Here is a 13849-nt window from a genome sequence, read left to right on the forward strand (position 1 = left end):
GGCTAACTCCTCCGGTCGATACCTCGGGCATGATCGACCCTGACGAGCTCGCCGCCATCGCTGAAGCTGTTCTCGCCGAGGAGGACGAAACCTTCTCCCTGCTCGTCGCGCCGGGCCTCGTGCTGGAGTTCGCCTACGACAGCGCCGAGCTGTTCGCCGCGACCTGGCGGGCCGGGTCCTGGTGGTGGCGGTCGGTCGAAATCGGGGAGGCGTGATGCCTTACTCCTGCCGTTCGAGCAAACACAAACACCCATTGGATACGAGATCCTTACGCTTCTCTGCCAGAGGTACACCAGCCTCTGGCTACCCTCCACCAGCATCACCACCTGGAGCATCATCCTTAAACACGAATCCTTTAGATTTGGCATAGTTCACGATCCGCAAAGACGTGTCTATTCCAAAAAAGTGAAGCATCATCCATATACCACACAGATCCGCCGTGGTGAAGGCAATCGACTCGCCGACACTAAAGCGCCGCTCGGAGACGACGTGCTTCGCAAGAATCTGTGTCCCTGCCTCCAGCACTTCACCCTCAGAAACGGGCAATACATCACCCGAGGGCCGTCTCGCGTGCAGTTCTAGTGACGCCCAACGTACCACCAGCTCCTCGCCCTCATTACAATCTTGGACGGTCACAACACCGCCCCGGTGAACCAGGCAATTCCTGGCAACGTTGAGTGTAAGTATATGGTCGACACGGGGATCGATTATTTCCGCACCATAGTCTGCACGAAGGCGCGCAATTTTCTCTGGGAGTGTCAAACGATCAAACTTCCGGGACGGCCCGAAGACTACGATGTTGAGGATATCGCCGGGGACCTCTCCCCGTTCAGAAAGCCCAACGGCAGCGCACAGTTTCCTGACTTCCTCTAGGAAATCTTGAACTTCCTCAAGACAGTCGCGGATAGCGCATTCGGTAATCCATCGCGCTCCTTCGGGCCGCACCACCTCCACCGGCCGAGGTGTCAACTTGACCGCCGGGGTCGGCCCTTTGACGTTCGGAACAAGCCCATGATTTGTCGTCGCATCCTCCGCCGCCGTTAATAGAAAGGCGGCTCGCTCGAGAATGCGTCCAGTGCGCGCGCTAAACGCCTGATGAAGCGAATTAAAATTTAGCGAGACTACGAATTGACTCACAGATACCAACCTCGATTGTACGATCGGCGTGAATGACCTTGCGGCTCCTATCGACGCTCGTTTCCCTCGTTCAGCCCGCCGTTCCCGTCCACGCCCCCCTCGCCCCATCCTTGTACTGGAGCTCGCGTGCTTCGCGGCAGGCGGGAGCGATCCCAGGGCGCTTGAGTTCCTGAACCGCCGGCCGGGCGTTCTGGATGCCGGCGGCCCTCGGGCATGGGTGACCCCACGCCACGAGGGACCGCACGACGATCACAGATCGGCGAGCGCTACCTGCGCCGCCTGTACTCCGGCCGCATGAACGGCGGCGCCTGCACGAACGGCCTCGGAACCCGAGGGAGCGGTTCGTGGCGCGGCAACGGAGCTGGACCAGGAACGCGTTGCAGCGCTTCCTCCAGCTCGGCGAGTATCTCGACGTGCAATTTCAAGAATTGAAACATGTCGTCTCGGCTTCCTTCCCCGGAGGACAGACGACCGCCTTGTCAGCGCCGAGACCTTGACGCGTGCCAGAACCTCGATAGGCTCTGGCGCAGTCGCCCGTGCAGGGACTGTCGGTCGCGGTTCTCAGAGCTGCGCGACAGGAAGACGAGAAGGGGTTCCGGGTGCCAGCCCGGGCCCTTTCGCTTTCCATTCACGGCGGATTTTTCTGTGAGCCTTACAAGCTCGCGCCTCCAGGCCACAGGTGTGGCACGCCGGGGAGCCTCGGGCTAGAAAAATCGGACGTACAACTGCTGTAGCAGTATATGCATCCGTATAACCGTGCGCAAGAGAAACTTTCGCTTGCGCATGCGCAGGGCCATCGCGCGCACTGGGCTCCCGCGATCACGAACCCGATGAGGACCTCACGCGCGGTAGATGAATACCTCGCCCACGGTAAATGAGGGCTACCGGAAGCGACGCCGGCGCTTGAGCACGGCTGCCAGGCGCTTCCGTCCACGTCGTAGCCGCGAGAACGCTGTCCCGACCGGCAACCCTAGGTTCCGGGCGACCTCGCTCACCTGCTCCCCCTCGCCGACGAGGATCAGCACCCGGCGCTCCCGGGGCTCGACCAGCCAGAGCAGTTCCAGCAGGGCGCGCGCCTCGACCTCCCCGTGCGGGGACGGCACCCGGCCGGTGACGTAGGCCCGCGGGTCCGGGACGGCGACCTCGTGCCGGCGGTACGACTTCTCGTGGTACTTCGCGGCCTGCCGGACGGCGATGCCCACGAGCCAGCGCTGGAGGATCCGCCTCGGGTGCAGCCCAGGCTGAGGTCGGTACCTCCCCTCCGGCACGGCGACGACGGCGCCGATGAGGCACTCCTGGAGCACGTCGTCGCGATCGCGCGCGGGCACGCCGCACCGGGCGAGCATGGAGCGGATCAGGCCGCTCTCGGCGAGGATCGCCTCCGGCGGGATCGTGACCGGCGGCGGTTGTGTCGGCGCGGCGGGCGGGCGCCTGGCCCCCCTCCGCAGCGTGCTCACCCAGCCCTCCCGCGTTCAGCCGGGCCGGCCGGCCTCGTGGAGCTGCCTGGATCAGCGGGCGACCAGGGGCGAGCGACTGGCGGATCGGTTTGTTGGCTTCATATTGGGGCTCGCGATACACGGATCGTCGGTTGGGCATCGCGCAATGGGGGTCGGCCACGTAGCCTGGGCGATGGCAGCCGCAGCGGGCTGCACTTCATTTTGCCCTTCTAACCAGCTACGAATACGGAGGCTCAACTCACGCCATTGCTGAGCAGCTCATTTCTCCATCTGCGAAGCTGCCCGGGGTGAAGAGCAGCATCCGCTCTGGATATTATGGCTCTGCGGCACATCATGACACCGCTGCCAGATCAAGGAGGCAGCGAGCCCACGCGAGAACCTGCCGCGAGCGCCGTCATCGCGAGTCTCCTACGCCGCGAGCTCGATCTTCTTGCGCAGAAGCTCGGGATCCGGCCGGAGTCCTTCTTCCTTCGGAAGCCAGAGCGACCGGCCGTGAAAGTCGAGAAGCGTCCGCCGGGTCGCGTCGCTGTCGCCATACGCGAGCCGATCACTGCGGACCTCGACCCGGTAGTCCTCGGTGACGAGCAGGATGGCCTGGTCGTACGCCCGATGGTGGGTAGGGCACATGGCGAGGCCGTTCCGGATCGTCGGTACGCCCTCGGGGAGCCGATCGGGGACGATGTGCGCGGCGTCGAGCAGGGGACGCTCCCGCAGCTCGCAGACGCAGCAACGCTCCTGATAGGCTGCGAGCGTCTGTCGGCGGAAATGGGCCTGGTGGAGCCGAGCCTTGACGACCGTCTCGGCGTACGCCTTCGAGAACGGTGCGGGAACCGGTGCCGGGATGCGGGCGGCCTCAGCTTGCGCACCGGCCAGACTCAGCCGCACCTTACGGGCCGCATCGTCGAACCCGAGCATCGCGACCGGCGCAAAGACCATGTACTCGGGGCGCGGCTTCCCCTTGACCTGCTTCAGGAGGATGACCTTCCGCCCGGACGCGGCGATGCGTTTGAGCCCGTTGTTCTCATGCTCGCGGGTTCGCGGCGCGTAGTCGTAGAGCACCTCGTCGCCCTCCTGGTGCTCGTCCTCGTACGAGGACGCGAGCGTCGAGAGCAGCGTCAGCGGGCCGTCGGTCAGCTCCTTCGGCTTGAACACCCCCTGGGGTCCGACGAGCTTGATCCAGGCGCCCCTGTACGGAAACCCGCGCGCCAGCTCCGCGTACGGCACGGCGTCGCCCCACCGCAGGCTGAGCTGCCGGCAGTGCAGGATCGCCGCTTCGCGGATCTCGAGGCTCTCCTCCATCGGCGGACGCCACGAAGAGCCTCGCCGATCGTGGTTCGAGTCGCAATCACGTTCGCCCGTCCCCCGGTGCAGGGTACGTTCGGCCCATGCAGGGTGAGCGGAAGCACGGAGAGCCGTGGAACGAGCAGGCCTTCTTCTCAGAGGCAGAAGTCCGATCTGCGACCGGTGCGGCGGGCCTCCGGCGCTTGTTCAACGAGGCGATGTCGCTTGCCGGCGATCTCGACGTCGTGTGGGGGAAGGGCGACGTGGAGCCACGTTTTATCGTCCGCCAGGGTGGGAGCTCTGGCGACCTTGTGAGCGGCTGGGCTAGTGGGCACGTTCAGGTTTACGTCGCGCCCCTTCGCAACGTTCTCGGCGGGGAGCAACGGGTCCTTGATAAACTGACCGCGTCGCTCGGGCACCCCGACTGGGCGAAGGAGCCGATCTTTGACGCTGGTCTCCTTGAGCAGCGGGACGTGGCAGCGGCGATGCGCAGCCTGCTCTTCAGCATGGCCGGCCTCGGCGGCTCTGTCGGCAGCCGCTGCTGGGCACTGTTCGCAAGCCCTGACACGTACCGCGTCGAGGATGCCGTCCGGGAGCGCGAGGTCGATACGTGGACCACGGCCGGTCGCCCGATGAAGGTCGGCGACCGCGTTTTGGTTTGGCGAGGTAAAGGCCGCAGTGGTCGGCGAGGAATTGTCGCCCTCGGTGAGGTCGTTGACGGCCCGCGTGGCATGCCGGACCATGAGAATCCCTACTGGGTGACGCCGCCCGGACCCGGCGACGTCGAGGAGCGCGTCCGGATCCGGTACGTCACCCCGCCGGGCCTTCCGCTCTGGGTCGACGAGCACGAGAACCTACTCTCGAGCCTTTCGGTCGCCCGCGCACGGGGCGGCACGATCTTCAACGTCACCTCCGAGCAGTGGGAGGCAGTCGTGGCAGCAGCCGGCGGATGGGCTCAGCGAGTGTCCATCCCAGAGGCGGTACAGCTCGGCTCGGCGTATCGCCCTGCTGATGAAACCATGGTCCTCACGAACCGCGGGCCGTCCGAGGAGGTGGACTTCGAGAAAATCGAGCGCGGCAACCGTGGGCACGCGAAAACGCAGAACGCGCTCGCAAACTTCGTTCGGGAGTGCGGCCTCGTTCCGCGGTCACCGTCCGCCGACGAACCGGAATACGACCTCGCCTGGGAGGTGGGCACCACGATCTTCGTGGCCGAGGTCAAGAGCATCACGGATCTCAACGAGGAAAGGCAGCTCAGGCTCGGGCTCGGCCAGGTGCTTCGGTACGCTCATCTGCTCAGGGCCCGAGGAAGGACAGTCGAACCTGTCCTTGTGACGGAGCGGAAGCCGCAGGATCCGAGCTGGGTCGAGACGTGTCAGGCCCTCGGGGTCCGGCTCGTGTGGCCGGAAGCGCTCGCAAACGCGATCCCTGAGCGGAATGTGCCCAATCGTTGACGGTCTTCCGCAGCTCGACCTAGTGGACACCGCGCTCCGCCAGCACGACCTTCGGACATCAGGGCTCTACGATTCGGCCTGGCAGGCCGGAGGAGCAGCACGATGTCGACCGTGCGCGCGTGTCGGCGCAGCTCGAGGCGAGGCGTCCGACGCTGCCGATCGAGCTCAAGGAGAGCGTCGTCGTCCTCACAGCGCGATCCGGCCGACGTGCCTACGGCAGAGGCGGGCCGCATGACCCACACCGTTCGGGGCACGCGCGTCGCGTCACTGCTCTTTGCTGACAGCCCCACGATGTCTGTTAGATTGCATCAGTGACCAGCGATCTCTTCGAGCTTCACGTCGGGACGTTCAGTCCAGCTGACCTGCGCGTCGTCTCGTTCCGCGGGCGTGAGGCGCTCTCCGAGCTGTTCTCGTTCCAGCTCGTCGTGCAGGCTGCCCCCGAGCTCGAGGGCCGCGACGCCGAGCTGCTTGGCCGCCTCGCCATCTTCGTCCTGCGGGACGGTCGCCGTGCTGAGCGCCGCATCGAGGCCCTCATCGACCAGGTGCGCGCGGAGGCGGCCTTCACCCCGCGGACCGGTCCGACCTGGCACCTCCGCCTGGTCCCCCCGCTAGCTCTGCTTCGGCGCCGGACCACGAGCCGCATTTTCCAGGACGAGACCGTGCCGCAGATCCTCCAGCACGTCCTCGCCGCGGTCTCCCTCCCGGTCGAGCTGCGCCTCTCACGCACGTACGCGGTCCGGAGCTACTGCGTGCAGTACCGCGAGAGCGACCTGGCGTTCGTGCGGCGGCTCGCTGCCGAGGAGGGGATCGCCCTGTGCTTCGCGGACGCGCCGGACCTCAGCGCCGGCACGACGGCCCGCGCGCCCGTCATCTTCCTCGACGATCCTGCGCGCTATGCCCCGGCCTTCGGTGGCGAGACGCCCGCCGCCGTTGTCCTCCGGCCCGACGCGGGCCTCGCCCAGACCGGCCTCGAGGTCGTCGCCTTCAGCCTGCAGCGCGCGCTCAAGCCCGGCGCCGTGCACCTCAGGGACTACGACTTCCGCCGGCCCAACCTGGTCCTCAGCGAGAAGGCCGGCAAAGAGGCCAGCCAGCAGCCGCAGCCGCTCGAGGTGTACCAGCACCACGCCGACTATGACACGCCCGAGGTCACGCCCGATCGCGCCCGGGTCTTCCTGGAGCAGGTCCAGCGCCGCTCCGTCGTCGGCCGCGGCGAGAGCTGGGTGCGCGCGCTCGCGCCGGGGCGCCACTTCGATCTCCACGCCGAGGCTTCTCCCGGCCTCGATGGTGCGTACGCCGTCACCCGCATCGTCCACGAGGGCCACACCCCCGAGCTGTCCGGACAACCCGCCGAGCGCGCCTACCACAACCGCTTCGAATGCGTACAGGCCAAGGCGCTGCTCCGTCCACGCGCCCCATCACGCAAGCCCAGGCAGGTCCTCGAGACGGCCGTCGTCACCGGCCCGGCCGGTCACGAGGTGCACACCGATGAGCACGCGCGTGTCAAGGTCCAGTTCCACTGGGACATCGAGGGCCAGCGCAACGAGAAGAGCTCGGCGTGGCTCCGTGTCGCCCAGAGTTGGGCGGGCGCGTCGTTCGGCTCGCAGTTCGTCCCGCGCGTGGGCATGGAGGTGCTGGTCGGCTTCCTCGGCGGGGACACCGACTGCCCGGTGGTGCTCGGGTGCCTGTACAACGCCACGCACCCGCCCCCGTTCCCGCTTCCGGCGGAGAAGCTGAAGAGCGGGCTTCGAACCCAGAGCTCGCCGGGCGCAGGCGGGGCGAACGAGCTGTCGTTCGACGATCGCTCGGGCGCAGAGCGCGTCCTCCTGCGAGCAGCGCGTGACCTCGAGGAGGTCGTCGCCAACGATCACCGCCTCAACGTGACGGGGCAGCAGGCCATCGTCGTCGGCGGCAGCCGGCAAGAAACGGTCTCCGGGAGCCAGACCCAGATCACCTCCGGCGATCGGCGGGTCGTCACCCTCGGCAGCCAGATCGATCAGGTCGCGGGCACACAGCGCGAGGAGATCGGCGGAGGCCGTAGCGTGGTCGTTTACGGCGTCGACACCCATACCGTAAAGGGCAGCTCGTTGCAGACGGTCGAGGGCGAGGCGAACCTGCGCGTGCAAGGGAGCTTCAGCCTGGAGGTCGGGACCGAGGAGGACCCCGGCACGGTGGAAGCGTTCGCCTGGGGAGATTACGCGGTCGGCAGCGCGAACGTGCTGCGGCTGCGAGGAGAAGGCGGGCTCGTGCTCTGCGCGGGCGAGAGCCGGATCGAGCTCACCCCCAAGGGCATCACGCTGCGGGCCCCGAGCGTCTCCATTGCCGGCATCGAGTCGGTGGACGTGCAGGGCGACGGCCCGCGGCTCCGGCTGGGCAAGGAGGCCGAGATGGTTGCCGAGACAGTCCGGATCTACGCCTCCGAGTCTAGCGTGGAGCTCGACAAGGACGCGCACATCAACGGCAAGCTGGTGAAGCTCAACTGCGGGGCGCTCGACCCAGAGGACGTGACGGCCGAGGACGGGAAGCCGAGCCTCCAGCACCTCAAGCTCAAGCTCACCGATGTGAACATGCAGCCCTATGCGCACAAAGAATACGTCCTCAGGTCCCTGGGGGTGAAGGTCGAGGGCAGGACCGACGCGGAGGGCGTGATCGAGGCCGATCTGCCCGCGGAGGCCAAGACCGCGCAGGTCACGCTCTGGAGCGAGCCGCGTCCGACGGGCAAGACGAAGCGCTACGTCATCGCGCTGGGCGAGCTCGCGGGCGCCGACTCGGTTCCGGGAGTCGAGAGCCGCCTGCGGAACCTCGGCTACTACTGGGGCCGGAGCCAGACAGAAATCACGGGAGACCTCGCCCGCGCGCTGCGCGACTTCCAGCAGGACCACGGGCTGGAGGGCACGGGGCGAGCTGACGCAGCCACACGGGCGAAGCTCGTGGAGATCCACGGTACCTGAGAGAGAGAGACATGGCGTTCCTCACGCGCAGCGTCACCTGCATCGTTGTCAACAAGACGAAGTTCCCATTGCGGCCGTCGACCAGCAAGCTCCTCCACGGGAGCCTGGATACGCCGATCCCGAACCGTATCCCCCCCGGTGGCAGCGGGAGGTGGACCTCGAGCACGGCAGGCGTGTTCACGGGTACCGACGGATGGGCGGTGTTCGAGCTCGAGAGCGCCGACGCGATGTTCGAGGTCGACTGGAACAACCCGTTCGTCGGCACGAACTCCTTCAAGCAGATCTTCCGTCTGCTGCCGGACGTGTTCGAATCACCGGCCGGCACCTACGTACCCGCGGAGCCCACGGGCGAGGACCTGGAGGACGCGGATGACGTGACCGTGACCTTCTCGCTCACGATGGAACTGCCGGAGCCTACAGAAGCGTCAGCGAGCGCTGGCGGGGCGGCTGCCACGGAACAGGCACCACCACCTCCGGATGAGGATGCGCCGCAGGTGGTGAGCGCGCAGCCCGGCGTCGAGAATCATGCTTCCGGGATCGGTGTGCTCGCGCCGCCACGGCTGTCCGTCGCGCTGAACGCCGTCGACCCTGGCGACACTGAAACCGACACAAGCATCGACGCCACGCTGGCGCTCATCGCCAAGCGCCTTGAAGGCGGGCTCGATGTCGTCTGGAAAAAGGGGGCTGCGATGGGCCTCTGGGACACGACGAAGTGGAAAGAGAGCGACCCAGAGGAACAATGGGCACGCGCGATTACCGAGCTGCTGCTCGGGCAGCCCTACAACGGCGCCGCCGCCACTTACGGACATCCGAATAAGGACACGATCTTCTACAAGCCCTTCTCCGACCCGGCGGCATCACCCATAGTGTCCCTCACGGCTGCCTGCCAGCATAACGTCAGCTTCGGCGTACTCTCGCGCGGGTACGCCATGAGCGACGTGGCCGGCACAGGATTTTCTTGCGACGACTCGTCAGCCATGGGCGTGTTTAAGAGCGGAGGGAAGTGGTTCAGGGACGAGGAGAAGAGGGACCTCGCCAAAGCCATCGACGTCGGGTTAACTCCCGGCAGCATCTACGTATTCAAGCCGGCGCCCATATCCGAACACGAGAAGAAGGCGAACCTGCAGCGCGAGGGGTCGCACATCGCCTTCGTTCTCCGGGTCGACCAGACCCAGAAGCAAGCGCAATTCTTCGACACCGGCGGGCTGAAGCACAAGGAGCGTGGCAGCGGCCCCGTACCGTTGATCATGACGGATTTCGCGGGCAAGGGCTCCTACGATGACCCCCTCTGGAACAATGTCACGACGAAACACTACATCGGGATGGGTATCCCCAGACCCCCCACAGATCTGGCCGGCGCCGTCGCACGAATCCGGAAAGCGCGGCCGATCGGCTTCACCCGGCTGGTGCTCACCATGCGCGACGCGACGTTCCCGAGCCCAATCGATCCGAAGAACCCGCCTCCTGGGCTCCTGTTCGTCAGCCGGCTGCTCCGTATGTGGGGCGACACGGAGGATCGGAACTTCACCATCGCACGCTACTTCTGGTCGCTCCGGAACCTGCCTGGCACGAGAGATGTTCAGGCATTCTGGGTCTTCTATGTCCCGCTCGACGTCTATGTCGGCCCTGACGCATCGGCGGAGAAGAAGAACGCGGCGCGCGTCGCGTCGGCAGTGATGGCGGCGCCGCGCACGATGAAGGTCGACGAGTTCGGGACGCCGATTCACCGCTCGCGCTACCTGATCATCGGCTCACTTGCAGACGGCCATGTGAAGCAGGTGCAGCGGACGTTCACCAAGACCAGAGGCAACGAGCCGGGCTCAACAACGAAGGCCGAGTCCTACCAGGAAGTCGAGCCCGCGGGCGCGTTCCCTCCGAACTTGCAGCGCTTTCTCGACAAGCTTCCGCCGAAGGAAGCCATCGCTCCGAGCAACCCCGCTCTCCCAGCGCTGTTCAGGGACTACGCCTAACTCAAGGGGGAATCGCCAGCGTCGCGTCCACCGGTGCCGTCGTCCAGACGAGCACGCGATCCCTCTGCGTCTTGGTGAACCCCACGAACCAGACGACGCTGCCGTGCACGAAGACGTGGCTGAGGATAACGTCGGCGCCAACGGGACCCGAGGGCGTCCGGAGCCGCACCTGCGCCCAGTGCCCGGAAGGCGCGCGCCGGAGGAGCTGGGAGCTGAAGGCAACGGAAAGCGCAGGGTTGACGTCCGGCGTGTCGTTCAGGATCCAGAGCGTTCCGTCCTCGGCGACGCTGATCTCTGGGCCCCAGAGGCCCGCGGGCACATCGAGCAAACTCCACGTCGTCCCGTCGAAATGCGCGAGGTACGACACCGTTGGGCCCGTATGCTCGGGCGGATCGGCGAGGACACCAGCGACGTAGACGTCGTTCGGGGAGCGCGCAGCGAGACTCCGCCATTCTAGTTTCGGAGGGGGCTGCGGCGGCAGCGGAAGCGCTTCCAGCGTGCCCGTCTCCGCACCGGGGCTGAAGCGCTCGACGCAGGGGATATCCCGGCGGCGGTTCTGCGAATCGTTTCCGAGCACGAAGAGGTGGCCGGTGGGAAGCGAGGTGGACGCAAGCACGAACAGGCGCTGGCCGCCATCCGCACGGCGAGCGAGCCGGGGCACCGGGGCCTTGCTCTGTGGGTCGAGCGGCAGGATCACGCTCTGGGCGCTGTAGCCGCCGTCGAAGGTGTGGACGATCGCTCCGATGGAACGGTCGCCGCGGTACCAGGGGCCATACTGTTCGTCGGCCTCCGTCGCCTTCACGCGGCGCCACCGAGCCTTCTCCCAGCGGTACAGCGCGCCCTGCGTGTGCCCGCTATCCCAGGAATCATCCTCGCGCAGCTGAGCCCACGCCGACGCCGGCCAGTCGCCGAAGAAGGTCATCGCGGTGAATCCCTGTGCAGGTAGGCCGCGGGTGGTCTCCGGGCGCAGCACGAGGCGTCGGCCATCGAGCTCGGCGTAACGCCGCTCAGCCTGGAAGAGGAGTTTCTGGCCCAGGCTGTGGAAGCCCACCGCGGCGGGGCATGGGCAGCCGGGCTCGGCGAGCTTCGCCTCGGCAGCGAGCGAGACGGCGAGCTCCACCTCGGGGACCGGACCGTGCTGCTGCGGCACCGGCGAGGCGGACGGCTGCGACGCGGCCGGCGGTGAGATCTTCGGTGGCGAGGCTGGCCCCTGCGCGGTCGGAGCTCCGATCGAGCCTGCGTTCGGGACCGGGCTCGATGGAGTGCATGCGACCGGCGCAGTGCATACGCAGAGCCCCAGGAGGAGATTGAGGACGGAGGAGGGCAGGGATGCGCGGCGTCGCACATGAGCAGGATGCTGCGGAGCCGGCTCGCGGCGCAAGAGGCGTCGTCGCCGCAGAGGGAGGTTCGAGCGCGTTTGCTCGCGCGCGACGCAAGCCATGTACTGGCGGGCGCGCCGGGCGTAGGATCGGGCCATGTCAGGAAAACCCGCCGCGAAGCAGGGCGATACGGTCATCGGCATCGATACGCACCTGGTGATGGTGCCGTCGCCCGGTGGGCCTGTACCGACGCCGACGCCGATGCCGTTCAGCGGGAACCTGTCCGGCGCGCTGAGTGCGGATGTCCTCGTCGAGGGCAAGCCGGCCGCGACGCAGGGGAGCACCGCGACGAACGCGCCCGGCCATGTGCCTGCAGGAGGCACGTTCCAGCGCCCTCCGTCGAACCGGGCTCGTGTCCAGGCGGGCAGCAAGACGGTGCTCATCAACAACAAGCCCGCCGCGCACCTCGGTGATCCGGCGCTGACTTGCAACGATCCGGCCGACGCGCCGAACGGAAGCGTGATCGCCGTCGGGACCGTGCTGATCGGCGACTGAGGCCAGGGCATGGCGGTAGCTACCGAACCCGCGGCAGGGGCGCAGGAGGCGAGCGAAGCGATCTCGCTGGCGCAGTACGCAGCCGTCAGGGCGGCGGTGACGGAGGGATTCCCGCTCGCGGACGTGCTCGCCGTCGAGGGGCTGGCGCCGCGTGCGTTCGCGCGGGCTGATCTTGCATGGAAGCGGCGGCTGGTCGCTGAGCCGGAGCTGCTCGCGACGTACGAGCGGGAGCTGGCGCGCGCGGAGGACTGGCTCGACCGACCGGTCGAACCTCTCGCTGAGAACGCGGCCGCCTGGGCGCGCTTCCTTGCCACCTTCGAGGCGCATCCGGCTGGGGCCGCTCCGTGTCGGCCCGCAGGTTCTGCGGCCGTCGACGGTGGCCGGTGCACGCGGACCGGCGGAGGGATCGGCAGGCGAGCCCACCGCGGCGGTGTCGGCCGGCGAGCCCGAGCTGGGCCTGGCCGAGTACGCCGCGCTCTGCGCCGAGCTCGCGGCGCTGCCCGAGCAGCGCGAGCGGATGCTGCGGCGCCACGGCTTGGCCGATGAGGAGGCGCTCGCTGCACTTGAGCAGCGGTGGCGGACGGTGCTGCAGCGTGACGCGGAGCTGATGAAGGACTTCGAGCGGCTGGAGGCGCACCACGCGCGTCGACTGGAGATGCTCCTTGCTCGCGCGCGGGGCGTCGCTGACGTCGAGCGCTCGATGGCACCTCGCACCGCCTCGTCCGCACGCTCTACACCGCCCCCCCGCGAGGTCACGGTTGGGCCCATGGCGCCCGTCGTGACGCCGAAGGCGCTGCAGGGCACGGGGCCGCTGCTGGATGTCCCACGAGGCGCGGTGGTCCCCTTCGTGCCCGCGCGAGGCGAGCTCGCGATCCTGAAGGCCAAGCCTAAGCCTGCGCGCGCCGCGGAATCGCTCACCGGCACGGCGCCCTTGCCCGATAGTCCACGCGGGGCGGCACTGCCGTTTCCGCAGTCCAGCGTTTCGGCGGCGGTGAAGCATTCGCGCCCTGTGATCGGGGAGACCGGGCCGCTTATGGACATTCCACGCGGCCCCGCTCTGCCGTTCACGACCGGAGCCTCAGGGCCTCCCGCGCCGTCCACTCCGACAGCCTCGCCGCAACCACCGCAGGCGCCCTGGAACGTCGTGAAGACGTCGCCGGTGCAGTCTCCCCCGCGAGGCCCCGTGGTCCCCTTCGCGGCAGCGGAGCACACAAGAGCTGCCGGAGCTGCAGTGACATCGAGACCCACTGCGCAAGCTCGGGCTGAGCTTGGAGAAACATCGCTGAGCCTGGCGATCCCCCGTGAGCTACTGCAGCAAGCTGCATACGCACCGACATCCGGGGCCGGGACGACGAGCCCCCAGAGCCCCGCACCGCAGCTTCCCGCGCCGTCGAGCAACCCTGGTAGCGGAGATCCAGCGCCCCTCCGCGAGCCGATCGAGACGATTCTGCCGCTCGCCCAGTACGCCGCGCTCTGCGCCGAGCTGGCCTTGTTCCCGAAAGCTGCCGAGGAGATCTTCGAGCGATACGGGCTGGGCTTCGTCGAGAAGCGGTCAGCAGTCGATGCCGGCTGGAAGGAGCGGTTTCGCGAGCGCCCGGATGAGTACGCACGATGGCAGGATTTGTACCGGCGCTACCACGCGCACTTCGCGACGCGGGGCGCGCCAGCGGGGTGAGCCGCTTCGACCTCGCGATGCCTGCAACGCCGGTGGCGCCGCGCATTCCGTCG

General features: G+C 67.5%; 10 protein-coding genes. 6 read left to right on the top strand and 4 right to left on the bottom strand.

Features of this window, described 5'->3' with window-relative positions; genetic code table 11:
* Positions 1-29: 29 nt before the first annotated feature.
* Positions 30-215 (top strand): hypothetical protein, encoded by a 186-nt coding sequence (locus tag WMF33_RS19175; RefSeq protein ID WP_437338484.1) that lies wholly within the window; start codon positions 30-32, stop codon positions 213-215.
* A gap of 88 nt (positions 216-303) precedes the next feature.
* On the opposite strand, the gene WMF33_RS19180 is transcribed toward WMF33_RS19175, so the two are convergent.
* From WMF33_RS19180 to WMF33_RS19190, 3 genes are all read right to left on the bottom strand, one after another.
* Entirely contained in the window at positions 304-1137 is an 834-nt protein-coding gene (locus WMF33_RS19180; protein WP_437338485.1) for a hypothetical protein, read from the bottom strand.
* Between the two features lie 881 nt (positions 1138-2018).
* Complete coding sequence (locus WMF33_RS19185; RefSeq protein WP_437338486.1) at positions 2019-2594, bottom strand: RNA polymerase sigma factor; 576 nt, start codon at positions 2592-2594, stop codon at positions 2019-2021.
* Positions 2595-3002: 408 nt separating this feature from the next.
* Positions 3003-3746 (bottom strand): HNH endonuclease, encoded by a 744-nt coding sequence (locus WMF33_RS19190; protein WP_437338487.1) that lies wholly within the window; start codon positions 3744-3746, stop codon positions 3003-3005.
* A gap of 233 nt (positions 3747-3979) precedes the next feature.
* On the opposite strand from WMF33_RS19190, the gene WMF33_RS19195 reads away from it, so the two are divergent.
* The 3 genes from WMF33_RS19195 to WMF33_RS19205 all read left to right on the top strand — a co-directional run bounded on the left by WMF33_RS19195 (position 3980) and on the right by WMF33_RS19205 (position 10247).
* Complete coding sequence (locus tag WMF33_RS19195) at positions 3980-5329, top strand: EVE domain-containing protein (protein ID WP_437338488.1); 1350 nt, start codon at positions 3980-3982, stop codon at positions 5327-5329.
* Positions 5330-5640: 311 nt separating this feature from the next.
* On the top strand, positions 5641-8277 hold the full coding sequence (gene tssI, locus WMF33_RS19200; protein ID WP_437338489.1) for a type VI secretion system tip protein TssI/VgrG: 2637 nt from the start codon (positions 5641-5643) through the stop codon (positions 8275-8277).
* Positions 8278-8288: 11 nt separating this feature from the next.
* A complete protein-coding gene (locus tag WMF33_RS19205; RefSeq protein ID WP_437338490.1) occupies positions 8289-10247 on the top strand; it encodes a hypothetical protein in 1959 nt (652 codons plus the stop codon).
* Position 10248: 1 nt separating this feature from the next.
* Here the strand turns inward: WMF33_RS19205 and WMF33_RS19210 are convergent, their stop codons facing one another.
* Entirely contained in the window at positions 10249-11367 is a 1119-nt protein-coding gene (locus WMF33_RS19210; RefSeq protein WP_437338491.1) for a hypothetical protein, read from the bottom strand.
* A 355-nt stretch (positions 11368-11722) separates the two neighbouring features.
* Here WMF33_RS19210 and WMF33_RS19215 point away from each other — a divergent pair, with 355 nt between their 5' ends.
* Both WMF33_RS19215 and WMF33_RS19220 read left to right on the top strand, forming a co-directional pair.
* On the top strand, positions 11723-12121 hold the full coding sequence (locus tag WMF33_RS19215; protein WP_437338492.1) for a PAAR domain-containing protein: 399 nt from the start codon (positions 11723-11725) through the stop codon (positions 12119-12121).
* Positions 12122-12551: 430 nt separating this feature from the next.
* Positions 12552-13796 carry a hypothetical protein gene (locus WMF33_RS19220; protein WP_437338493.1) on the top strand — a complete coding sequence of 415 codons (1245 nt, stop codon included), beginning with the start codon at positions 12552-12554 and terminating at the stop codon, positions 13794-13796.
* Positions 13797-13849 lie beyond the last annotated feature (53 nt).

The sequence above is a fragment of the Sorangium sp. So ce394 genome, assembly GCF_051474665.1.
Classification (GTDB): Bacteria; Myxococcota_A; Polyangia; order Polyangiales; family Polyangiaceae; genus Sorangium; species Sorangium cellulosum_D.

Excerpts from the sequence above, each read along its gene's own strand:
- WMF33_RS19205 (WP_437338490.1), top strand. The coding sequence starts at position 8,289 with ATGGCGTTCCTCACGCGCAGCGTCACCTGCATCGTTGTCAACAAGACG.
- WMF33_RS19175 (WP_437338484.1), top strand. The coding sequence starts at position 30 with ATGATCGACCCTGACGAGCTCGCCGCCATCGCTGAAGCTGTTCTCGCC.
- WMF33_RS19215 (WP_437338492.1), top strand. The coding sequence starts at position 11,723 with ATGTCAGGAAAACCCGCCGCGAAGCAGGGCGATACGGTCATCGGCATC.
- WMF33_RS19195 (WP_437338488.1), top strand. The coding sequence starts at position 3,980 with ATGCAGGGTGAGCGGAAGCACGGAGAGCCGTGGAACGAGCAGGCCTTC.